This is a genomic window from Streptomyces sp. 1114.5, from assembly GCF_003635085.1.
GTDB lineage: Bacteria > Actinomycetota > Actinomycetes > Streptomycetales > Streptomycetaceae > Kitasatospora.
In genome coordinates, this window is the sequence record NZ_RBXE01000002.1 from 809,815 (window position 1) to 832,290 (window position 22,476).

The 22,476-nt window shown below is 74.7% G+C and carries 19 protein-coding genes; 13 read left to right on the top strand and 6 right to left on the bottom strand.

The genetic code is table 11. The annotated features are described in order from the left end of the window. The first annotated feature begins 80 nt into the window (after window positions 1–80). Window positions 81–866 (top strand): hypothetical protein, encoded by a 786-nt coding sequence (locus BX285_RS26880; RefSeq protein ID WP_121178477.1) that lies wholly within the window; start codon window positions 81–83, stop codon window positions 864–866. A gap of 285 nt (window positions 867–1,151) precedes the next feature. Here BX285_RS26880 and BX285_RS26885 read toward each other — a convergent pair whose 3' ends face one another. The 4 genes from BX285_RS26885 to BX285_RS26900 all read right to left on the bottom strand — a co-directional run bounded on the left by BX285_RS26885 (window position 1,152) and on the right by BX285_RS26900 (window position 6,410). Then, window positions 1,152–2,459: a carbohydrate-binding protein gene (locus BX285_RS26885; protein WP_121178478.1), complete on the bottom strand. Its 1,308-nt coding sequence runs from the start codon at window positions 2,457–2,459 to the stop codon at window positions 1,152–1,154. Window positions 2,460–2,785: 326 nt separating this feature from the next. Further along, window positions 2,786–3,760: an Lrp/AsnC family transcriptional regulator gene (locus tag BX285_RS26890; RefSeq protein ID WP_179852620.1), complete on the bottom strand. Its 975-nt coding sequence runs from the start codon at window positions 3,758–3,760 to the stop codon at window positions 2,786–2,788. Continuing rightward, entirely contained in the window at window positions 3,750–5,327 is a 1,578-nt protein-coding gene (locus BX285_RS26895; RefSeq protein ID WP_121178479.1) for an MFS transporter, read from the bottom strand. Before BX285_RS26895 ends, BX285_RS26890 begins: the two co-directional genes overlap by 11 nt. A gap of 129 nt (window positions 5,328–5,456) precedes the next feature. Next, complete coding sequence (locus tag BX285_RS26900; protein WP_220783978.1) at window positions 5,457–6,410, bottom strand: LysR family transcriptional regulator; 954 nt, start codon at window positions 6,408–6,410, stop codon at window positions 5,457–5,459. A gap of 165 nt (window positions 6,411–6,575) precedes the next feature. Here BX285_RS26900 and BX285_RS26905 point away from each other — a divergent pair, with 165 nt between their 5' ends. The 8 genes from BX285_RS26905 (at window position 6,576) to BX285_RS26940 (ending at window position 16,830) form a co-directional block, all read left to right on the top strand. Continuing rightward, complete coding sequence (locus tag BX285_RS26905; protein WP_220783979.1) at window positions 6,576–7,478, top strand: DMT family transporter; 903 nt, start codon at window positions 6,576–6,578, stop codon at window positions 7,476–7,478. Between the two features lie 184 nt (window positions 7,479–7,662). Continuing rightward, a complete protein-coding gene (locus tag BX285_RS26910; RefSeq protein WP_183107236.1) occupies window positions 7,663–8,643 on the top strand; it encodes a GNAT family N-acetyltransferase in 981 nt (326 codons plus the stop codon). Further along, complete coding sequence (locus BX285_RS26915) at window positions 8,636–9,424, top strand: aminotransferase class IV (protein ID WP_121178483.1); 789 nt, start codon at window positions 8,636–8,638, stop codon at window positions 9,422–9,424. Before BX285_RS26910 ends, BX285_RS26915 begins: the two co-directional genes overlap by 8 nt. 173 nt (window positions 9,425–9,597) lie before the next feature. After that, a complete protein-coding gene (locus BX285_RS26920; RefSeq protein WP_121178484.1) occupies window positions 9,598–10,458 on the top strand; it encodes an ABC transporter ATP-binding protein in 861 nt (286 codons plus the stop codon). Next, window positions 10,455–12,980 carry an FtsX-like permease family protein gene (locus BX285_RS26925; protein ID WP_121178485.1) on the top strand — a complete coding sequence of 842 codons (2,526 nt, stop codon included), beginning with the start codon at window positions 10,455–10,457 and terminating at the stop codon, window positions 12,978–12,980. The genes BX285_RS26920 and BX285_RS26925 overlap by 4 nt, the downstream gene beginning before the upstream one ends. Window positions 12,981–13,212: 232 nt before the next feature. Continuing rightward, window positions 13,213–13,686, top strand: coding sequence for a hypothetical protein (locus tag BX285_RS26930; RefSeq protein WP_097235529.1), 474 nt, complete (start codon window positions 13,213–13,215; stop codon window positions 13,684–13,686). Next, entirely contained in the window at window positions 13,683–15,332 is a 1,650-nt protein-coding gene (locus tag BX285_RS26935) for a multicopper oxidase family protein (protein ID WP_121178486.1), read from the top strand. The genes BX285_RS26930 and BX285_RS26935 overlap by 4 nt, the downstream gene beginning before the upstream one ends. 139 nt (window positions 15,333–15,471) lie before the next feature. After that, a complete protein-coding gene (locus BX285_RS26940) occupies window positions 15,472–16,830 on the top strand; it encodes a DUF2252 domain-containing protein (RefSeq protein ID WP_097235527.1) in 1,359 nt (452 codons plus the stop codon). A gap of 84 nt (window positions 16,831–16,914) precedes the next feature. Here BX285_RS26940 and BX285_RS26945 read toward each other — a convergent pair whose 3' ends face one another. Then, window positions 16,915–17,853 carry an LLM class flavin-dependent oxidoreductase gene (locus tag BX285_RS26945; RefSeq protein ID WP_121178487.1) on the bottom strand — a complete coding sequence of 313 codons (939 nt, stop codon included), beginning with the start codon at window positions 17,851–17,853 and terminating at the stop codon, window positions 16,915–16,917. Window positions 17,854–17,939: 86 nt separating this feature from the next. Between BX285_RS26945 and BX285_RS26950 the strand changes: the two genes are divergently transcribed. Beyond that, window positions 17,940–18,695 carry a helix-turn-helix domain-containing protein gene (locus BX285_RS26950; RefSeq protein WP_121178488.1) on the top strand — a complete coding sequence of 252 codons (756 nt, stop codon included), beginning with the start codon at window positions 17,940–17,942 and terminating at the stop codon, window positions 18,693–18,695. A gap of 152 nt (window positions 18,696–18,847) precedes the next feature. On the opposite strand, the gene BX285_RS26955 is transcribed toward BX285_RS26950, so the two are convergent. Continuing rightward, window positions 18,848–19,438 (bottom strand): TetR/AcrR family transcriptional regulator, encoded by a 591-nt coding sequence (locus tag BX285_RS26955; RefSeq protein ID WP_121178489.1) that lies wholly within the window; start codon window positions 19,436–19,438, stop codon window positions 18,848–18,850. Window positions 19,439–19,541: 103 nt separating this feature from the next. Here BX285_RS26955 and BX285_RS26960 point away from each other — a divergent pair, with 103 nt between their 5' ends. The 3 genes from BX285_RS26960 to BX285_RS26970 all read left to right on the top strand — a co-directional run bounded on the left by BX285_RS26960 (window position 19,542) and on the right by BX285_RS26970 (window position 22,340). Then, on the top strand, window positions 19,542–20,519 hold the full coding sequence (locus tag BX285_RS26960; protein WP_259470804.1) for an NADP-dependent oxidoreductase: 978 nt from the start codon (window positions 19,542–19,544) through the stop codon (window positions 20,517–20,519). Window positions 20,520–20,777: 258 nt separating this feature from the next. Beyond that, on the top strand, window positions 20,778–21,320 hold the full coding sequence (locus tag BX285_RS26965; protein ID WP_121178491.1) for a GNAT family N-acetyltransferase: 543 nt from the start codon (window positions 20,778–20,780) through the stop codon (window positions 21,318–21,320). A gap of 99 nt (window positions 21,321–21,419) precedes the next feature. Then, window positions 21,420–22,340: a DUF6891 domain-containing protein gene (locus tag BX285_RS26970; protein WP_097235521.1), complete on the top strand. Its 921-nt coding sequence runs from the start codon at window positions 21,420–21,422 to the stop codon at window positions 22,338–22,340. Window positions 22,341–22,476 lie beyond the last annotated feature (136 nt).

Below are 22,476 nucleotides of genomic sequence, written 5' to 3' on the forward strand. Positions count from 1 at the left end.
GGCGGGGGCGGAGCTGCGGCTATGTTGAGGGATCACTGACAGCCGGAGGGAGCGGGGCGATGGGGATGGGTGGTCGGCGGATGGCCGCCGCAGTGGCGACCGGGGTACTGGTGGCGGTGCTGGCCGGGTGCTCGTCCGGGGGGTCGAAGGACGTCAAGGGGGCGGCGCCGGGGGTGCCGAGCGCGGCCGGGGCGAGTACGGCCGGGGCTGCCGGCACGGCTGCGGCGACCGCGCCCGCCGCCGGTGAGACCGCGTCGGCGCCGGCCGGTGTCGCGGCCGGTGCCGCCTCCGGGGCTGCCCCGGCGCCCGCGGGTGGGACCGCGCCGGCCGCCGCGGAGACGCCCGGGGCGGACCTGGAGGGCGTGCTGCTGGACGACAAGGTGGTCGGGCAGGTGCTGCCGGACGCCAAGGTGATGGCCGGGTGGGAGGAGGAGAAGCGCAAGGTCGACACCGCCGACCACACCGTCACCTGCACCGCCGCCGTGCCCTGCACGGGCAAGCCGCTCAGCGGGTCGGTCCGGTTCTCCTCGGGCGACGTGGTCACCCGCTTCATCGTCGAGACCCTGCCCAGCCGGGACGCGGCCAAGAACCGGCTGAAGGAGTCGTACGCCTCGTACGCCGCCGGGCCGTTCAGGAAGCTCGACGCCCCGGCACTGGGCAGCGAGAGCCAGGCGTTCCAGGGGCCGCTGGCCGAGGGCGAAGGCGTCGGCATCGTCGTGCGCTCGGGCACCGTGGTGGCGAGCGTGACCACCGAGGGGGGCCCGGTGGACGTGGCCGCGACGCGGCGGTTCGCGGTGATGCTGGTCAAGCGGATCGAACAGGCGCAGGCGGGCAAGACGCCGGACGCCGGGCTCGGCCTGGCCTGACGGGCGGAGGCGGTCGGGGTCTTCTCCTCCGGTGCGCTCCCCGCCGTGGGAGGGCGCTGGGCTGGGGAAACGGTTGCCGAATGGCGCGGCAGCTCCGACGGCAGCCACACCATCCGCACCCTGCCCGCCGCGGCCAAGCCGGAGCCGGGCACCACCGTGACCCTGGCCCCGCGCGCCAAGCCGGCGGGGCCCCGGGGGCGCGCCCCCGGGGCCCGCGTACCTGTGGTTCCGTCGTGCGGTTCCGGTGTACGGGTTTTCGCTGCGCGATCTCGTCGCGCGGCTCGGTCAGCAGGGCCCGTCGTCGGCCCAGACGCCCCACTGGCCACTGGCGGTCGGCACCTCGTTGAGCGTCCACCACTTGGCGTGGTAGTTGCGCCCGTTGTACGAGACCTTGGCGCCCGCGGTGTACGTGGTGCTCGCGCTCCAGGGCGGTGCGGTGCAGGTGCCGGGGGTGGTCGGCGGGGTGGTCGGGGGAGTCGTGGGCGGGGTGGTGGGCGGCGTGGTGGGCGGGGTCGCGCCGGCGAACTTCACCGTGTACTTGGTGAAGTCCCAGTCGTTCTGCGCCACGCTGGAGCACGAGCCGGACAGCCCCGGGTCCACCGGGCCCGGGCACTGCCGGTCCCGGTTGACCGACCAGTAGGTGTACCGGGCCAGGCCGTGGGCGGTGGCGAAGTCCAGTACGGTCTGGAAGTCGGCCTGGCGGAAGTACTCGGCGGCGTCGGTGCGGCCGTTCATCATCGACACGCCCTCGTGGGCGTACGCGGTGGCCTCGTTCCAGCCGAAGGTGCTCTGCAGGATCTGGTTGAACTTCACCAGTGCGTCGGTCTGCGCCGCCGCGCCGTTGAAGCCGCCGTCGAACGGCATGATCGAGTAGTTGTTCGGCGTGAAGCCCTGCGACTTGGCCTCGTTGAGCATCTGGGTCCCGAACCAGCCGGTGCCCGCGTTGGTGCCGGCGGTGGTGATCGAGACGTACAGACCGGGGTTGTTCTGCTGGAGGATCCGCGCGGCGCCGATCTCGTTGTGGATGGCCGCCGTGTTCTCGTACTCCGGTTCCTCCAGGTCGAAGTCGATCGCCTTGAGCTGGTACTTGGTGATCACCTTCTGGTACCCGGCGGCGGTTGCCTCGGGCGTGCCGCAGACCTGGCCCAGCTTGGTGCCGCCGTACCCGCCGACCGACACCGAGACGTCGCCGCCCTTGCCGCGGACGGTCTGGATGACGTTCGGCATGGTGGTGTCGGTGTCGATCGAGGAGGTGCCGCCCCAGGCGGGGGAACAACTGTTGCCCTGGGCGAGGATGAACGCCAGCTGGAAGGCCTTCTGGCCGGTGGCGTCCATGACGGCGGCGGCGTCCGGCGGGCTGTTGTCCTCGGGCATCAGGTACGGCGCCGAGGCGTACCAGTTGCTGCCGAGGCCGGCGGCGGCGGTGACGGCGGTGGTGTCCGCGGAGGCGGAGCCGGTGCCGGCCAGTGCGGCGAAGCCTCCGGCGACCAGGCCGAGCACGCCGGCCACGGCGAGGGCGGCCCGGCGGGGGCGGCGTCGGTGTTCCGGCAGGGTCTGCGGGCTGACGGGGTGTGGGGGATGAGCGCGTTCCATCGGAAGCCTTCCAGGAAACGGCGGTGGGGGAGGTGCCCGTACGCGCGCCGGAGGTGGGGGTGGCGCGGCGGCGGGCCGAACGACCCAGGGACGTCCGGTGGTTGCCGTGGGCTCCCACTGGTATAGACCTGTCCCGGAGGGCGGGTCAAGACCCGGCGGGAGGGAGGAGTGGTGAACGCCGCGTGGTGAACGCTGCGTGGTGAACGCTGCGTGGTGACTCCCGTGTGGTGGCTCCGTGTTGGTGAACCCGGCGAATCCCGCCGGCATGACCCGGGCTTCGGCGCTGCGTCGGTGCCGTCGGTGCCCTCCGCCTCCTCGTGGTCCGGTCAGGGGAGTCCACGGACCGGGGGAGCCGGGACGGGCCCGGCGGCCTTGAGGGTGCGCAGGACGGGGGCGGTCTCCAGGGCGGCGATCTCCGGGACCGCGCCGAGCCGCTGTGTCAGGTACCGGTGGAGGTCGGCCGGGTCGGTGCACAGGGCGAACGCGGCGAGGTTGCTGGGGCCGGTGGTGGCGGCGACGAAAGCGAGTTCGCGGTGGGTGGCGAGGACCCGGCCGACCCGGTCGAGGTGGGCGGGGGCGACGCTCAGCCAGAGCAGCGCCTGCATGCCCGCGCCCAGCAGCCTGGCGTCGAGTTCGATGTCGAGGAACACCGTTCCGTCCGAGCGGAGTTCGGCGAGCCGGCGGGCCACGGTGGCCGGGGTGCGGCCGGTCGCGGCGGCCAGATCGCCGAGGGGTGTACGGCCGTCCCGGTGGAGTGCGCCGAGCAGGGCGTGGTCGGCTTCGTCCAGGCCGCCGGACGGTGAGGTCACGGCAGCCGGGTGGAGCAGGGCCTGCTGTTCGTCGGTGAGCGCCTCGGTGCTGACCGGCCAGGCGGACGGGCCGCCCCGGTAGGTGTGCAGCAGGCAGTGTGCGGAGACGGCGGTGACGGCCGCGCTGCGGGGGATGTCGCGCAGCAGCAGGGTGTGACCGGCGGCGCCGGGGCCGGTGTCCACGATGGCGGTGATCTCGGTGCCGCCGGAGGCGAGCTTCACCCAGGCGGTGTCGGGGCGTCGGACCAGCGCCTGGGCGAGGTTCAGGGCGGTGTGCGGGCCTGCGGTGAGGCGCAGCAGCCACTGGGTGCGCCCGGCCCGGTGCGGATCGGCCAGCCCGACCACCCGCAGCCCGGCCTCGGCCCGTAGCCGCCGGTAGCGGCGCGCGACGGTCTGCGGGGAGACGTCGAGGACGGCGGCGATACGGCTGAACGGGGCGCGCCCGTCCACCCGCAGGGCGTGGACGAGCGCGCGGTCGAGTTCATCGAGCACGGGTGGGCTCCCGTCGGTCGGACACACCGTCCGATTCTGCCGTGCGCGCGGCGGGGGGAGCCTGGTCGCTGGGGTGGGAGTCGGGATCGGAACCGGCGTGGGCGTCGCTGCAGCCATCGGCGCGGGCATCGGCGCGGACGTCATGAGTGGTGCTCATGACGCGTGCGGCCACGGCGACGGCGGCCAGCACACCGAGCGCCATCCAGCAGGCGTGCTGGGCCCCGGCGGCCTGCGGGGCGGACAGGTAGATCCGGCCGAGCACCGCGACGCCCAGCGTGGAGCCCAGCTGCTGCACGGCGTTGAGCAGGCCGGCCGCCGAACCGGTCTCCTGCGGTCGCAGCGGCCGCAGGGCGGTGGTGAAGAAAGCGGGGGTGAACAGCCCCTGCCCGAGTCCGACCACCGCGAGCGCGTACGGCAGCAACTCCGGCCGTTCGCCGGTGCGGTAGGCAGCGACGGCGGCGACCATCCCCGCCGCCATGACGGCGATCCCGGCGGGCATCACCCGCGCTCCGTACCGCCGGACCAGCGACGTGCCCGCCCACACTGAGCCCACCGCGAGCCCGGCCGACATCGGCAGCAGCGTCAGCCCGGAGGCCAGGGCGTCGGCACCGCTGCCGAGTTGGAGCTGAAGCACGACGACCAGGCTGAGCCCGGTGGTCGCCGCGAAGGCGAGCGACAGGGCGGTCAGCGCGGCCGGGAACCGTGCGGTGGTGAACAGGCTCGGCTCGACCAGCGTGTCGGCGCCGCGCCGGGCCCCGCGGCGCTGGTGGACGGCGAAGCCCACCGCGACGGCCGCCCCCAGGGCCGCTCCGGCGGCCGTCCAGCCGGGCGGTGTGCTTCCGGCGGCCAGGAGCGGCAGCACAACCAGCCCGGTGGCCAGCGCCGCGAGCGCGCTGCCGACCGGGTCGAGACCGGGGCGGCGCGGGGCGCGGTCCTCGGTCAGCTGCGGGGCGAGGGCGAGAACTGCCAGCGCGAGCGGAAGGTTGACCAGGAAGACCGAGCGCCAGGAAGAGCCGAACAGGTCGGCGTGGGTGAGCACCCCGCCGAGTACCGGCCCGGAGACCGCCGCAAGGCCCATCACCGGCCCGATCGTGCCGAGTGCGCGAGCCGTCTCCGGGCCGCGGAACATGGCCTTGATCAGGCCGATGGTCTGCGGCACGATCACGGCCGCCGCCGCGCCCTGGACGGCCCGGAACACGAGCAGCGTGCCGAGGGTGGGCGCGCAGGCACAGGCCAGCGAGGCGAGCAGGAAGCCCACGACGCCGACCCGGAACACCCGGCGCCGCCCGGCCCGGTCGCCGAGCCGACCGCCCGTGAGCAGCAGGACGGCGAACGGCAGCGTGTACGCGGTGGTGAGCCAGGGCACGGCGGCGGCCGGGCCGCCCAGGTCGGCGCGCATGCGCGGCGCGGCGACCTGGACGATCGTCGCGTCCAGCAGGTTCATCGCCTCGGCGGTGAGCAGCGCGCAGAGCGCCCACCAGCGGCGGGGGTGCGGGCGTGCGGGCACCTGGTGCGTAGGCGCCTGCTGTGCGGACTCCTGCTGTTCGGGCGTCGGGTGTGCGGACATCGGGGACTCCCTCGGGTGTACGGCTGGAATGCCGTCACCCTGCGCCCGTACGCCCGCGCCGACCAGTCACGGCCGCCCGGGGCGGTGGGAAATTCCACCGACCCGGCCTTTGGCGCCGAAAAACTCCACTCAGCCAGGTGCCACCGCCACTGCCGTTGCCGCCATAGTCAGCGCCCCCGCCCTGGCCTTGGCCCCGGCTTTGGCCTTGGCCTTCGTCATCGCCCCCACGCCGGCCAGCAGACCGCTGGCCGCCGGCGACCACGGCCGGCTGGCCGGCCCGGTCAGCGTCAGCGTCCGGTGGACGGCGGGGCGGATCGGGACGAGGACGCAGTCGGCCGGAAGCATGGTCACCGCCAGCGCGGGAATCACCGAGATCCCGACACCCGCGTTCACCATGCCGATCAGGGTGTTGAGGTCGCGGATGCGGTGCCGGGGCGCGAAGCGGGCGCCGGCCCGCCGGTAGGCCTCGCGGATGTGGCGCTCGCATCCGCCCTCGGAGAGCAGGAAGTCGTCGTCCTCCAACTCGGCGACGTGGATGCTCTCCTGGCCAGCGAGCGGGTGGTCGCGGCGCAGCAGCGCGTGCATCGAGTCGGCGCCGAGCGCGACAGCCCCGGGCTGCAGGGGCCCGGTGTCCACCAGGACGGCGGCGTCCACCGTGCCGGCTTCCAGCCAGGCGGCCAACTCGGCATCCTCGCCCTCGAAGACCCGGACGGTGACCTCCGGGTACGAGGCCTTCCAGTCCCGCAGCAGCCCGGGCAACAGAGACTGGCAGACGGTGGTCGGCGCGGCCAGCCGTACGGTGCCGGTCAGGCCGCCGGTGTGCTGGGTGGCGATGGTGCGCACCGCGGCGGCGGAGGCGACGGCCGTCCGGGCGTGCGGCAGGACCTGCTCGCCCAGCGGAGTGGGCCGGCACGGGGTGCCGCGCATCAGGACGGGTGCGCCGAGGGCCCGCTCCAGCGCGCCGACGGAGTGTGAGACCGCGGACTGGCTGATACCCAGCTCGTCGGCGGCCGCGCCGAAGCTGCCGGTGTCGGAGACCGCGACCAGTGCCCTGAGCTGGGCCAGGTTGACGTCCGCGCTCACCGGACGCGCTCGGTCATGGGACCTCGGGTCATGAGACTTCCTCATCCAGGCCGGAGTGCCACTTGTTGGACTCATGGTCGGACGGCACAGCATCCTCTGTCCAGGTGCAGGGAACAGCGGAGGAATGCGGGGGTGTTTGCGGTGCGGCGCTGGTTGCCGGGTTTTGTGGCACTGTCGGCGATTTGGGGTGCGAGCTTCGCGCTGATCAAGGTGGCGGTCGACGCGGGGGTGCCCCCGGTCTTCGTGGCGCTGTGGCGCTGCCTGCTGGGCGCGCTCACGCTGGGCGCCGTCCTGCTGCTGCGCGGCGAGCGGATTCCCCGCGATCGTGCGCTGTGGGGGCACTCGGCGGTGGTCGCGGTGCTGCTCAACACCGTGCCGTTCATTCTGTTCCCGTTCGGTGAAACCAGGGTCAGCTCGGTGCTCGCCGGGGTGATGAACGCGACCACGCCGCTGTTCACCATGCTGTTCGCGGTGCTCACCGTCCCGGACGAGCGCCGCCCGGGCGCCCGCCGACTGACCGGCCTCGCCCTCGGCTTCGTCGGCGTGCTCACCGTGCTCGGGGTCTGGCACGGCATCGGCTCCGGCGAGGCCGTCGGGGGCCTCGCCTGCCTGGCCGCCGCCTGCTGCTACGGGGCGGGCTTCGCCTACCTGCGGCGCTTCCTGTCCGGGCGGCCGGAGTCGGTCACCACCCTGTCCGCGCTCCAGGTCGGCTGCGCCGCCGCCGAGTTGGCCGTCATCGCACCGCTCGCCGCGGGGGCCCCGCACTGGCCCGGGGCCGGCCCGGCCGTCGCCCTGCTGGGGTTCGGCATGGTCGGCACCGGCCTGGCGTACCTGCTGAACCTCGGCCTGGTCCGGACCGCGGGCACGACGGTGGCCTCGGCCGTCACCTACGTGATGCCGCTCTGGTCCACCGCGATCGGCGCGCTGTTCCTCGCGGAACCGGTCGGCTGGAACGCCCTGGCCGGCGGCGCGCTGGTGATCGCGGCCGTCGTCCTGGCCCGCCCCCGCCCCCGGCCCGCGGCCGACCCGGCGGACCAGGCCCCGAAGGCGCGCCAGGCCGTCGGTTAGGGCGCGCGCCGCCCCGACGACGGCACGTACGAAGATGCCACGCATGGGGATCTCCCTCCCCGAACGGACCCTCCCGGACAAGCCGGTGGGAACCAGGCTGATCGGACAGCCGAATTCGTACCCGATCTTACGTTCGGTGTCCACTGAATTACGGAATGTCTCAGGGTCCCGCTATGGTGGCCGCGTGGTGAGGACGTGGGACGGGGCGGTGGAGCGGGCGCAGGACCGGTTGGCGGCCGGCCCGCGGCTGAGGTCGGCCGCCGAGGGAGAAGAACAGCGGTTCGCACTCTGGGACTTGGCGTCCCTGGTGGAGGGCGAGCTGGGCGAGCTGGTGACCCCGGACGCGCTGGCGCCGCGGGCCGAGCGCGACTGGCGCGCACGACTGGGGGAGAGCGGCCGGGAATGGCCCGGCGGGGAGCTGTACCGCCGCCGCTACTGGATCCTGGACGAGGGCGGGGCCGTCGCGGGCACGGTCGCGGTGGACAACTGGACCAAGGGCCCGGGCCAACTCGCCGTCTCCTCCCTCTACCTGAGCCCGGCCGCGCGCGGGCGCGGGCTGGCCGCGGCCGCACTGGACGCGGTGTACCGGGCGGCCACCGCCGAGGGCCTGCCCGGGTTCCGGTTGGAAGCGCACTGGACCTGGCGACCGGCCGTCCGCTACTACCTGCGCCGCGGCCTGTGGGTGATCGGCTGGAAGCGCTCCCTCTCGCTCGCGCGGATGCCCCAACTCCCCGCCTACCGGGTGCGCGAGGAGGACGGCCGGCTGCTCCTGTTGGTCGCCGACCGGTCGCGCGGCTGGGTGCCGATACTGGCTGCCGGCCGCGAGGGCCGCTGGCTGCGGCTGGACGAGACCGCCGACTACCGGGGCGCCGACGGCTGGGTGCACGAGTACGCGCGCTCCACGCTGGCCCTGCACCTGGCCCTGGCGGGCTTCCCCCTGGTGCGCGGCCCGCAGTGGTGGGCCGAGGCGTGGCGCTGGGCGGACGCGGGCGAACCGGAGGGACTGGCGCACCGGATCGAGGAGTTCGAGCGGGCCGCCCGGGCGACGGGCCGCGGCACGGCCACCGCGCACCCCCAGGTGCCCGCTCCCCACGCGCCCGCGGCACAGGCCCCGGCGCCGACCGCGCTGCCCTCTCCGCAGCTGGCAGACTCGGGGGATGGCTGAGATCGAGATCGACGGCGCCCCGGCCGACCCGGCGCGGCTGGCCGCGCTGGGGCTGCTCAACTACGGGCACTTCACCACCCTGCGCGCCGAGGCGGGCCGGGTCCGCGGCCTGACCCTGCACCTGGACCGGCTGGTCCGGGACTGCCGGACGCTGTTCGCCGCCGAGCTCGACCGGGCCGCCGTGCGGGAGCGGATCCGTGCGGTGCTGCCCGCCGACGGCGCGCCGGTGACCGTCCGGGTCACCGTGTACGACCCGGCACTCGGCCTGGAACGCCCAGCCGCCCCGGCCGCGCCCGCCCTGCTGGTCACCACCCGCCCGGCCGCGGCCGCCGAGCCCGCCCCGCTGCGAGTCCGCAGCGTCGCGTACCGGCGGGAGCTGCCGCAGGTGAAGCACGTCGGCCTGTTCGGCCTGGTCCACCACCGCCGACAGGCCCAACTCGCGGGCTGGGACGACGTGCTGCTGGTGGACGAGGACGGCCGGGTGACCGAGGGCGCGACCTGGAACGTCGGCTTCCTGGACGAGGACGGGCTGGTCTGGCCGCAGGGCCCGAGCCTGCCCGGCGTCACCGAGGCCCTGCTGTCCGGGGCTTACCAGGGACCGCAGTCCCGCGAGCCGCTGCCCGTCGCCGAGCTCGGCCGCTTCACCGCCGCGTTCGCGGTGAACGCGGGCATCGGCCTGCGGCCGCTCGCGGCCGTCGACGGCACCGCCCTCGACCCCGCCCACCCGCGGCTCGCCGAACTGTGCGCGGCCTACCTCGGGATCGCCGCCGAGCCGCTGTAGGGACAACCTCCGTAGGCACGACGCCGTAGGCACGACCGCTGCGGGGACGACCACCGCCGTGGGGATAACCCCACCACCGGTCCGCCGGTGACCTCCATGGTTCGCCGCGCCCGGACTTCCTAGCGTGGAGCACGTTGACGACGAGCGACACGGAACCGAAGGAAGGCCCCTCCATGGCACGCCGCCACCTCCGCCGCAGGACCGACGAGCACGGCACCGATCCGACCGGCCCCGGCGGCGGGTACGCCACAGACGCGTACGGCGCCGACCCGTACGCCGCACCGCAGGCGGCCCCCGCGATCGAACTGCGCGGCGTGCGCCGCAGCTACGGGCACGGCGAGGGCGCGGTACAGGCGCTGAGCGGGATCGACCTGGCGCTCGCCCGCGGCAGCTTCACCGCCGTGATGGGCCCGTCCGGCTCCGGCAAGTCCACCTTCCTGCAGTGCGCGGCGGGCCTGGACCGTCCGGACGCGGGCGAGATCCGGCTCGGCGGCGAGGAGATCACCGCGCTGAACGAGAACCGCCTCACCAAGCTGCGCCGCAGCCGCATCGGCTTCGTCTTCCAGTCCTTCAACCTGCTGCCCTCGCTGAGCGTCGAACAGAACGTGCTGCTCCCGCAGCGGCTCGCCGGCGAGCGCCAGGACCGCGCCCGGGCCCAGGACCTGCTGGAGCGGGTCGGCCTCGATCGGCACGCCCGGCGGCGGCCCGGCCAGCTCTCCGGCGGACAGCAGCAGCGCGTCGCGATCGCCCGCGCGCTGATCACCCGCCCGGACGTGGTGTTCGCCGACGAGCCGACCGGCGCCCTGGACACCAGTACCGCGCACGAGGTGCTGGGCCTGCTGCGGCAGGCCGTGGACTCCCTGGGCGCGACCGTCGTGATGGTGACCCACGACCCGGTGGCCGCCTCCTTCGCCGACCGGGTGCTGTTCCTGGCCGGCGGCGCGATCGTGGACGACCTGCCGCACCCCGGCCCGCAGGCCGTCGCGGACCGGATGGTCGCGCTCACCGCCCGCCCGGTGGGGGCCGCGGCATGACGAACGGACTCGCGCGCGCCTCGGTGCGCTTCCGGCCCGCCTCCTTCGCGGGCACCCTGGTCGCCCTGCTGCTCGGCGCGGCCGTCGTGGTGGCCTGCGGAGTGCTGCTGCAGACCGGTCTCACCGCGGGCCTCAAGCCCGACCGCTACGCCTCCGCCCCCGTCGTGGTCGCGGCCGAGCAGGCGGTGAAGATCGAGACGAAGGTCGGCGAGGACACCGAGACCCGGGAGCAGGCCACCCCGGAGCGGGCCCGGACGGACGCCGCCCTGGTCGGCCGGCTGAGCGCCCTGCCGGGGGTCGCCGCCGCCCGGCCGGACACCGCCTTCCCATTGCCCGCCTCCGCCTCGGCCCCGGCGCTGACCGGCCGGGGCTACGCCGCACTCGGCATCGCCGGACCGGGCGATCACCTGGTCGAGGGCCGCGCACCCGGCGCGAACGAGGTGGTGCTTGACGCCGACACCGCGCGCACCGCCCGCCTCGCGCCCGGCGCGAATCTCACGCTCACCGCGCCCGGCGGCACTGCGAGCTACCGGATCTCCGGCCTCGCCGCCGCCCAGCCGGCCGGCCCGACCGCCTGGTTCGCCGACGCCACCGCCGACCGCCTCTCCGGCCACCCCGGCCGGATCGACGCCATCGCCGTCCAACCCCGCGCGGGCGTGACCACCACCGCGCTCGCCGCGCAGGTCCGCCAAGCTGTCGGCGGCGACGCCAGGACCTTCACCGGCGACGGCCGCGGCACCGTCGAACACCCCGCCCTCGGCGAGGCGCGGACCACGCTGATGGGCATCGGCGGCAGCTTCGGCGGCTACGCCGTGATGACCGCGATCTTCGTGGTGATGAGCACCGTCGCCCTCGCCACCGGCCAGCGCGCCCGCGAGTTCGCCCTGCTGCGTGCCGTCGGCGCCACCCCGCGCCAGATCCGGCGCACCATCGCCGCCGAGGCGATGCTGGTCGCACCCGTCGCCGCGGCACTCGGCATCCTGCCCGGACTCGCCCTCGCCCGCTGGTGGTTCGACCAGCTGGTCGCGCGCGGGGCCGTCCCCGCGGGCATCCACCTCGACATCGGCCCGCTGCCGCCGCTCGCCGCCGTCCTCACCTGCACCCTCGCCGCGCTGACCGCCGGCTTCCTCGCCTCCCGCCGGCCGTCCAAGCTGCGCGCCGGCCAGGCGCTCGGCGAAGCCGCCGTCGAGGCGCCCCGGCCGGGCAAGGTACGCACCGTCCTCGGGCTCGTCTTCGCCGGTGGCGGCATCGCGATCGCCGGTGTCGCCGCCGCCCTCGACGGCGACAAGGCCGCGCAGACCGCCCTCGGCGTGGTCATGTGCCTCATGCTGGCCGTTGCTCTGCTCGGCCCCTGGGTGGCACGGATCGCCACCGCCGTGCTCGGCGCACCCCTCCGGGCCGCCGGCGCGCCCGGCTCGCTCGCCGCCGACAACACCCGCGCCAACGCCCGCCGTCTGGCCTCCGCGATCACCCCGATCGTCCTGGTCACCGCCTTCTGCGGCACCCTGCTGATCCTCCAGAGCACCCTGCGCCACACCGCCGGCGAGAACGTCCGGGCCGCTGTCACCGCCGACCACGTGATCGGCGCCACCGGCCCCGGCCTGCCCGCCGGCACCGCCGAACGAGCCGCGAAGGTGCCCGGCGTGGACACCGCCATCGGCGTGCTGCGCACCGGCCTCGTCTACCGCAGCGGCGGCGAACTGGGCTCCGCCCCCGCCCTCGGCATCGACGGGGACCCGGCCCGGCTGCCCGCGGTACTCGACCTGGACGTACGCGACGGAGCCCTCGCGGACCTCGGCCGCGCCCCCGACACCATCGCGCTCAGCACCGGACTGGCCGACACCCTGGACGCGAAGGTCGGCGAGCGGGTCGCGCTGCGGCTCGGCGACGGCACCGCCGTCCGGCCCATCGTGGTCGCCGTGTACGGCCGCGGGCTCGGCGTCGGCCAGGCGCTGCTGCCCCGGGCCGCCGTGAGCGGGCACGTCACCACCGGGTACGACAGCCAGGTGCTGGTCGCCGACACGCCGGGCGCCGACCGGGCGGCGGTGGCCGCCGGGCTGGGCGCGCTGGGCGGGGCGAACGTGACCGACCGGGCCGGGTTCGCCGCCCAGTCCGACAAGGCCATGGAGCTCAGCGGCTGGGCCAATTCAGTGATGGCCGGTGTGCTCGGCGGGTTCGCCGCCGTCAGCGCCGCCAACACTCTGGTGATGACGGTGCTGGACCGCCGCCGCGAGGTCGCACTGCTGAGACTGGCCGGCACCACCCGGCGCCAGGTGCGCGGCATGATGCGCTGGGAGGCGCTGCTGGTGGCCGCGACCGGGCTGGCGCTGGGCGCGGTGATCGCCTGGATCACCCTGGTGCCGGTCGCCCGGGGCGTCGCCAACGCCTCGCCGTACGTTCCGCCGACGCTCGCCCTGCCGCTGGCCGCCGGAGCCGTGCTGCTCTGCCTCGGCTCCACCGGACTGCCCGTCCGCGCGCTGCTGCGGACCCGACCGGTGGCACTGGGAGCGGCCCGGCAGTAGCGGGGGGCGATGAGAGAAGGCTGATGAGAGAAGACCGATGAGAGAAGGCTGATGAGAGGAGGTCATGGGGCGGCCCGGTGAGAGGAACTCATGGGGTCGCCTCAATGGGTTAACCGCATGGTCCAAATGCCTTGATCGGAGCTGATCGTGATGTCCGATCAGCTACGCTCTCGCCCGCTCCGCCCCCGTTCCGCCCCCGACCCGCCCGCCCGAAGCAGAGAGTAGGCCCGACATGAGCAGCCCCCCTGCCGCCCCCGCGCCCCGCTGGCCGCTGATCCTGCTGCGGACCACCGCCACCGCGCTGGCCGTGCTGGCCCTGCTCCAGGTCATGCTCGCCGGCAGCTTCCTCAACGGCACCTACGACTCCCTGAAGGACCACGAGGACACCGCGATGCTGCTGGCCACCGTCGTGGTGGTCCAGCTGGCGGCGGCCGTCGTGGTCCGGTGGCCCGGCCGGGGGCCGCTCTGGCCGCTGTGGACCACCGGGCTGCTCACCGCCGCGGTCATCGGCCAGATCGCCGCCGGCTACGCCCGGTCGCTCGGCGTGCACGTCACCCTCGGCGTGCTCCTGGTCAGCGGCCTCCTGTTCGGCCTGGTCGGCGCCTGGCGCCTGCCGCTGCCCGCCCGCTCGGAGCAGTACGAGGCGGGTCCGGACGGCAGCGGGCGCCTCCCGCGCCCCGGCGCGCCGCTGGAGGTGTCCAAGTGAACCGACGCCGGTTCCTGGGCATCGGCGTCTCCGCGCTCGGCGCGGGCGCGCTGGCCGCCGTCGCCGCCCCCTCGGCGGCCCGGCTGTTCGCCGCGGGCCAGCCCGGTCGGCTGCTGACCAGCGAACTCGACCTGCCCGAGGCCTTCCGGATCCCGCTGCCGGTGCCACCCGTGCTGCAGCCCGTGCGCACCGACGGGACCACCGACTACTACGAGATCACCCAGCAGGTCGCCGAGCTGGAGATCCTGCCCGGGGTGAAGACCCAGGCGTGGACGTACGGCGGCAGCTTCCCCGGGCCGACCGTGGTCACCCGTGCCGGGCGGACGGCCGTGGTCAAGCACCGCAACGAGCTGCCGGTGCCGTCCGTGACCCATCTGCACGGCGGGCACACCCCGGCGGACAGCGACGGCTACCCGGTCGACCTGCTGCTGCCGGTGGGATCGGCGACGGACGCCGACCAGCGGACGGCCGGCATGGCAGGCATGAGCGGCATGCAAGGCACGCCCGGCGCGACTGGTACGCACGGAACACCCGGTACGCACGAGATGCATGGGATGCCGGGGATGCGCGCCGCGGCGGGCCGCAACGTCGTCGGCGAGCGCAGCTACACCTATCCGGGCAAGCAGCGCGCCGCCACCCTCTGGTACCACGACCACCGGATGGGCTTCACCGGCCCCGGCGTCTGGCGCGGCCTGGCCGGCTTCCACCTCGTCCACGACGAGCCGGAGGACGCCCTGCCCCTGCCGCGCGGCGAGCGCGACCTGCCGCTGATGATCGCCGACCGCTCCTTCGCCGCCGACGGCTCCTTCCGGTACCCCGCCGTCGACCCGTCGCTCGCCGACCCCGGCGTCACCGGCCCCTACGCCAACGGCGTGCTCGGCGACGTCCTCCTGGTCAACGGAGCGCCCTGGCCCCGGCTGGACGTCGACCGCGCCCGCTACCGGCTGCGCCTGCTCAACGCCTCCAACGCCCGCCCCTACCGGCTCGAACTCGACCCGCAGCCCGCCGGCGGCGGCGCCCTGGTCCAGATCGGCTCCGACGGCGGCCTGCTCGCCGCCCCGGTCGCCCACGACGGCATCCAGATCGCCCCCGCCGAACGCTTCGACGTCGTGGTCGACTTCTCCCGCTACGAGCCCGGCACCCAGGTGCGCCTGGTCAACCGCCTCGGCAGCGACCGGACGGCGGAGGTGATGCGCTTCGACGTCTCCTCGAAGCCGGTGAAGGACGACGCGATGGTGCCCGACAAGCTCGTCGCCGTCGAGGCCTTGGACCCCGCCGCCGCCGTCACCACCCGCGACTTCGCCTTCCGCCGCAGCCGCGGCGACGGCTGGACGGTCAACGGCGACCCGTACCAGCCCGGCCGCAGCATCGCGGCACCCGCCCTCGGGACGGTCGAACGCTGGCGCTTCTCGTCCGACCTGCACCACCCCGTGCACGTCCACCTGGACCATTTCCAGGTCATCGGCCGCAACGGGGGCGACCCGGGACCGTTCGACGCGGGCTGGAAGGACACCGTGGACCTGCGCCCGGCCGAGGCGGTGGAGGTGCTGGTGCGTTTCACCGACTACGCGGGGACGTACATGCTGCACTGCCACAACCTGGAGCACGAGGACATGGCGATGATGGCGGACTTCACCGTGCGGTGACCCGGGCGGTTCGTCCGAACGGCCGAGTGCCGGAGGGTGTGCGCTGCGCCCTCCGGCACTCGTGTCCTAGCGTCGCGGGGAGGGTACCCGTCGCCTCCTGGCGGCGCGGGGAGGGGTGCCCGAGGGACGGAGCTGCCGCATGACCACCCCCGCCGAACGCCGCCGGCGCGGCCGAGCCGCCCGGGACCGCGTGTCCCGCTCCGCCCACGGCCGGTGGATCCCCGCCGCCGACCGGCCCGACCCGATCGGCGTGCTGCAACGGCAGGCCGAGGACCGGGTGGCCCGGCTGCTGCCGATCCGCTACGGACGGATGGCCGACAGCCCGTTCGCCTACCTGCGCGGCGCCGCCGCGGTGATGGCCGCCGACCTCGGCGCCGTCCCCGGCACCGGCCTCACCGTCCAACTCTGCGGCGACGCGCACCTGGTGAACTTCGGCGTGTACGCCTCCCCGGAACGCGCCCTGCTCTTCGACGTCAACGACTTCGACGAGACCTTCCCCGGCCCCTTCGAGTGGGACGTCAAGCGCCTCGCCGCCAGCGTCGCCGTCGCCGCCCGCGACAACGGCCAGGACGAGCAGCGCGTGCGCCGCGCCGCCCGGGCGGCCGCCGAGGGGTACGCCGTCGCGATGCGCCGACTGGCGGGTATGGGCGAACTCGACGTCTGGTACACCCGGGTGGACACCGCGGACCTGCTGCCGATGCTGCGCAAACCCCGCCGGCGCAAGCGCGCCGAGACCAACCTCGCGCACGCCCGGCGCCGCACCAGCCTGCAGGCCTTCGACAAACTCACCGAGGAACGGGACGGGCAGCGGCGGATCATCAGTGCGCCGCCGCTCGTCGAGCCGTTGAAGCGGTCCGAACTGGGCGGCATCGGCAAGGTGTTCAGCGACTACCGGGCCACCCTGGCCGAGGACCGCCGGGTGTTGCTCGACCGCTACCGGTTCGTGGACGCCGCGACCAAGGTGGTCGGCGTCGGCAGCGTCGGCACCCGCTGCTACATCGTCCTGCTGGAGGGCCGGGATCCCGGCGACCCGCTGTTCCTGCAGCTCAAGGAGGCAGGACGGTCGGTACTGGAGGATCACCTGCCGGCCGCCCGGGTGGACGCCGAGGTCGCCCCCCACCACGGCGGCCGCCGGGTCGTCACCGGCCAGCACCTGATGCAGGCCGCCAGCGACATCTTCCTCGGCTGGACCACCGGCCCGACCGGGCGCCACTTCTACGGACGCCAACTGCGGGACATGAAGGGCTCGGTGGAGATCGGCGACCTGAAACCTGCCGGCCTGCGCGCCTACGCCGACCTGTGCGGCCGCACCCTCGCCCGGGCCCACGCCCGCACCGGTGACCGCCTCGCCATCGCGGGCTACCTCGGCGGCGCGGACACCTTCGCCGAGGCGATCGCGGACTTCGCGGTGCGGTACGCGGACCGGACGGTGGCGGACCACGCGGAGCTGGTGGCGGCGATCGCGGCCGGCCGGGTGCCGGCGACCCGCGGTGTGTGAGGCGGTGGTGTGTGAGGTGGTGTGTGACGTGGGGCCGGGAGCCGGACCGGGCGCCGGGAAACGGGCGGGCCGGGGCGGGGGCGGTCAGGTCGAGCCGAGGTTCGTGACGGCGGCGAGGCGGTCCAACTGCTCCAGCTGGTCCGGCGGTTCGAGCGCGCCGAGGCGGGCGACGAGGTGGTGGGCACCGGCGGCCGTGTAGCGGGCGAGCGTGGCGGCGACCTCCTGCGGTGTGCCGAGCGCGAAGGCCTGGATCCGCTCCGTCTCGGCAAGCGGCAGACCGTAGTTGGCGCGGGTGTAGGCGTCCATGACGCGGCGGGCGGACCGGGCGCTGCGGTCGATCCGGACGTTGACGAACAGGGCCGGGGTGACGGACTCAGGCGCACGGCCGGCCTGCCGTGCCGCTGCGCGCACGGCGGCGAGCCCGGTGGCGTAGTCGGCGGGGTCGGGCGGGTAGGGCATCCAGCCGTCGTAGTGGCGGCCGGTGCGGGCGAGGGCCGCCGGGGTCGCGCCGCCGAGCCAGACCGGTGGGCCTTCGGTGCGGAACGGCCTGGTCGCGGGCGGGAGTTCGGTGAAGGAGTGGAACGCTCCGCGGAACTCCGTCGCCCCGGCCCAGAGAGCCCGCCACAGGGCGACCGTTTCGTCAAGCCGGGCGAAGCGGCGCTCCCACGGGACCTGGGAGAGTTCGTGCAGCGGCCGGCCGAAGCGTCCCGGGAAGCCGGCGCCGACTGCGACCGTCAGCCGCCCGCCCGAGAGCTGGTCCACCGAGGCCAGCGTCTGCGCGGTCTGCACCGGGCGGCGCAGGACCGGCAACAGGGCGCCGGTGCCCAGCCGGATGCGCTCGGTCACCGGGGCGACGGCCGCCAGCATGGTGAGCGGTTCGATCCTCGGGGTGAGCAGGGAGTCGTTGACGAAGAGGGAACAGAAGCCCGACTGCTCGGCCCGGCGGGCGAATTCGATCAGGCTGCGGGGGCCTGCTGCCGCCCACTGGGCCTGGCCGGTGGGAAGGTAAACACCGATGTCCATGGCGTCGATGCTGGTCGCCGGGATGCATGGGCTCAATTCCCCCGGGGGAATGGCGCGCTGCGGCCCGCCCGGTGTTGGCTGGTGGCGTGGACTTCCCCCGAGCGCTGCGTGAGCGCCGTTCCAGCCGCCGGCTCAGCCAACTCGACCTCGCCCTCCGTGCGGGCACGACGCAGCGGCACGTGAGCTTCATCGAGTCCGGCCGCTCCGCACCGGGCCGAGGAATGGTCGTCCGGCTCGCCGAGTCGCTGGACCTGCCGCTGCGGGAACGCAACGAGCTTCTGCTGGCCGCCGGTTACGCACCCGCCTACCCGGAGACGCCGCTGGACGGGCCGGAGCTGGCACCGGTGCGGGAGGCGATCGACCACCTGCTGGCCGGCCACCACCCCTACCCGGCACTGGTGGTGGACCGCCGGGGCGACGTGGTGGCCGCCAACACGGCTCTTGCGGTGATCACCGAAGGTGTCGACCCGCGCCTCGTCGGCCCCGGGACCAACGCCTACCGGCTGGCGCTGCACCCGGACGGCCTGGCCCCGCGCATCCTCAACTTCGCCGCCTGGGCCCGGCACATCGTCGAACGCACCCGCCATCTCGGCGACCTGCACGAGGAGTTGTCCTCGTACGTGCCAGAAGTCGAGGTGACGGAGCAGCACTTGGGATTCGCCGTCCCGCTGGAGCTGCGCAGCTCGCTCGGTGAGCTGCGCTTGATGACGACCGTCACTTCCTTCGCCACCGCGGTGGACGTCACGCTCGCCGAGCTGAAGCTGGAGGCCTTCCTTCCGGCGGATGCGGCGACCGCGCGGGCGCTGCGGCGAGCTGCCGGTCAGAGCCCGGGGAACTGGTAGTCGGCGGTGGCCCGACCGGAGCAGGTGCACGCCGTCCTCGGCCCACAGCCCTTCGATCGCCTGCCGGCGGGAGCCGGGGAATGGCTCGGTGGGAACGGTGAGCAGGAACGGGCGGGGTGGGACGGCCTGGCGGCGAGCGGAGGAGCGCCGGGTCAGGGGCGGGGCCGGAAGCCGTCCAGCACCAGCCGGAAGAGATGGTCGCGCCGCTCGGTGAGGGTGGGCGCCCGGTCGGTGATCCAGCTCAGCGCGTTGGCGAGGGCGAAGACGTCGAGAGGGGTGACGTCCGGGCGGATCAGGCCGTCCCGCTGGGCGGCGGCGAGCAGGCGTCCGCCGGCCTGGCGCATCCGCAGGCAGCCCGCGTACAGGGCGGACTCCGGGTCTTCGAGGGTGGCCATCAAGGTGGCGGGCAGGCCCTGGTAGGCGCCGGCATCGAGGGTGAACTCGTAGAGCCAGTCGGTCAGGGCGCGTTCGGCCGGCTCGGTGGCGGCGAGGGTGTCGGCGCGGGCGGCGAGGTGGTCGAAGCGGCGGCCGAGCAGGGCCTCCAGCAGGTCCTCCCGGGTGGGGAAGTGCCGGTAGAGCGTGCCGAGGCCGACCCCGGCGCGGCGGGCGACGTCCCGCAGCGAGGCCTGGGTGCCCTGCTCGGCGACCAGGGCGGCCGCCTCGGCCAGGATGCGGTCGCGGTTGCGCTGGGCATCGGCGCGGGGGGTGCGGGGATCGACGGGAGTGCTCGGCTCAAGGGGCATGGGGTTCCTCGTGGTTGACAATCGGAGCAGCGCTCCGGTTAATCTCTTCCGGAGCACTGCTCCGGATTCTAGCCGGGCAGTCCGACCTGCGTTGGGGAGAAGCATGGGTGCGGAAGCGACGATGAAGGCCGTCCGGCTGCACGCCTTCGGCGGGCCCGAGGTGCTGGTGTACGAGGAGGCGCCGCGGCCGGAGCCGGGGCCCGGCGAGGTGCTGGTCCGGGTCCACGCCGTCGGCCTCAACCCGCTCGACTGGTACGCGCGGCGCGGCTTCGTCGACTTCCCGCCCGAGGTGCGGCCCGACTGGCGACCGCCGCTGATCCTCGGCACTGACGTCTCCGGGGTGGTCGCGGCCGTAGGCGGCCCGGACACCGGGTGGAGCGTCGGTGACGAGGTCTTCGCGCTCGTCAACTTCCCAAGCCGCCCGGTCGGTTACGCCGAGTACGCCGTCGTGCCGGTCGCCGACCTGGCCCGCAAGCCGGCCGCGCTCGGGCACGTCGAGGCCGCCGCCGTCCCGATGGCCGGGCTCACCGCGTTCCAGTTCCTGCACAAGCGCCTCGGTTACGACGGGGGCGGGCCGGCCGTGGTCGTCGGCGCGGCCGGCGGGGTCGGGCACTTCGCGCTCCAGCTCCTGCGCCTGGGCGGGGCGGAGGAACTGATCGCGGTCGCCTCGGGACGCCACGAGGAGTTCCTGCGCGGCCTCGGCGCCGACCGCTTCGTGGACTACACCCGCACCCCGGTCGCCGAGGTCGTCGAGGGCGCCGACCTGCTGGTCGACACCGTCGGCGGCCCCGAAGCCCACCGCCTGCTGCCCGCCCTGCGGCGCGGCGGCCGACTGGTCTCCTGCTTCCTCGGCGACTACCGGCCCGAGCGGGCGGCCGAGCTCGGGGTGGAACTCCAGCAGGGCCGCTGGCAGGTCCGCTCCAGCGGCGCCGACCTCGCCGAACTGGCCGCCCTGCTGGCGGACGGCCGGATCCGGGTGGCGCTGGACAGTGTGTACCCGCTGCGCGAGGCCGCGGCCGCCCACCGCAGGGCAGCGCAGGGGCACATCCAGGGCAAGATCGTGCTCAGCGTGGTCGAGTAGCGGGAGCTGATCGGTCCGCGGCCCTCCGTCCGCTGGTTGCCGTCCGTGGTCCGGTGGTCGGCGGCAGACGGCGCGGACGGTGCTGGTAACGGCATGAGCGAGGCTCAAGAGGGTGGCCCATGAGCGTCGCTCATGACCGCGAACGATGAGCGTTGCTCATGGGCGCCGACATGAGCGTCGCTCATGGGCCGGCGGCCTCCCCAGGAACCGGGTTATTCCACTTGCCCCGGCCGGCCGGTGTGACGTTGGCTTGGCTGCGTGAACGAACTGCGCACCGAACGCCTTCTGATCCGCCGCTGGCGGGAGTCCGATCTCGCCCCGTGGGCCGCGATGAACGCCGACCCGGAGGTCCGCGAGCACCTCGGGGACCTGCTCACCCGCGAACGGAGCGACGCCTCGGTGGCGCGCTTCGAGGCGGCGACAGAGCAGCGCGGGTACGGCTGGCTGGCCGTCGAGGTGCGGGAGAGCGGCGAGTTCATCGGCTTCGTGGGCCTGGACGACATCGAGGAGACGGACCCGGTGGACGGGGTCGAGATCGGCTGGCGGCTGGCCCGCTCCGCCTGGGGCCACGGCTACGCCACGGAGGCGGCCCGCGCCGTCCTCGCGCACGGCTTCGACACCCTCGGCCTCCCCGAGATCCTGGCCATCACCACGGCCGCCAACCTGCGCTCCCAGTCGGTGGTGCGCCGCCTCGGCATGACCCACGACCCCGCCGAGGACTTCGACGACCCCGCCGCCCCCGAGGGGCCGCTGCGCCACAACGTGGTCTTCCGGGTGCGGCGGGAGGACCACCTGTCGTAGGGCAGCCCGTCGGTGCCGGACGCGCGGCCCGAGCCGCACCGGAACCGAACTGCCGGATCGGCCGGGGTGATTGTCAGTGGTGGGTGCAAGGGTGGCCCCATGCTGGCGATCACGGTGCAGACGAACGACGGACAGCGGTGCTTCCGGCCGAGTGCGGACGAGTTGGCGGGGCTGGTCCGGCGCATCGGTGCGGAGGACGACCGCTTCCTCGTCGTGGAGCGGATACCGGACTTGCCGGACGTGTACATCCAGGTGTGGCACGCCGCCGGCGGGGACTACACGCTGGAGCACCGCGACGGCTCCGCCGAGCGGCACTTCGAGGTGCGGCTGGACGGACCGGGGCAGGTGGCTCAGGTGATGACGGCGTGGGCGCGAGGTGCCGCGGGCTGGGGTGACGGTCTGGGCTGGGCGTCGCTCGACATGGGCCCGGCCCCGGAGCCCGTACCGCCGCTGGAGCTGGCGGCGGGCGCGCGGCGGGAGCTGGAGGACCGGCTGCGGCTGAGTCTGGCCTGTGGTTACACCGACCGGGCCCGGCTCGCGGAGGAGGCCGAGGAGTTCCTGGTCTCGGACGGCCGCCGGCCGGTCTCGCGCGCCCAGGCGGAGCAACTCGCCGACCGGCTCTGGCTGGAGCGTGTCGGCGAGCAGACCGGCTGGATCGGCGAGACCGACCCGGAGCGCCTGGCCCGCGCCTTCGCCGCCCTGGAGGCGGGCGGCATCACGGCCCGGGAGGACTTCACCTGCTGCCGCTCCTGCGGTGAGGCCGAGATCGGCGCCGCCGGCGCCGCGGACGCCCGCGGCTTCGTCTACTTCCATTCCCAGTGCACCGAATCCGCGGCCGCGGGCCGGGGCCTCTCCCTCCTCTACGGTGGCTTCGACGGCTCCCCGTCGACCACCACCGCCATCGGCCACGAGGTGGTCGCCGCCCTCGCTGCCGTCGGCCTGCCCGCGGTCTGGGACGGCGACGCCTCGCACGCGATCGAGATACGTCCGCTGCTCTGGCGGCGCCGGCTGGGCGGGTGAGCGGCGTTCTGCAGCGGGGGCAGGTGCCGCGCAGTAGCGTGCGGGAGCTCCGCCGAGCCCGGCAGGTCGAGGCCGCCTACCCGGTCAGGGCAGCAGCCGACCCACCACGGACTGCCGGCCAGGCGGGCACCGGCCA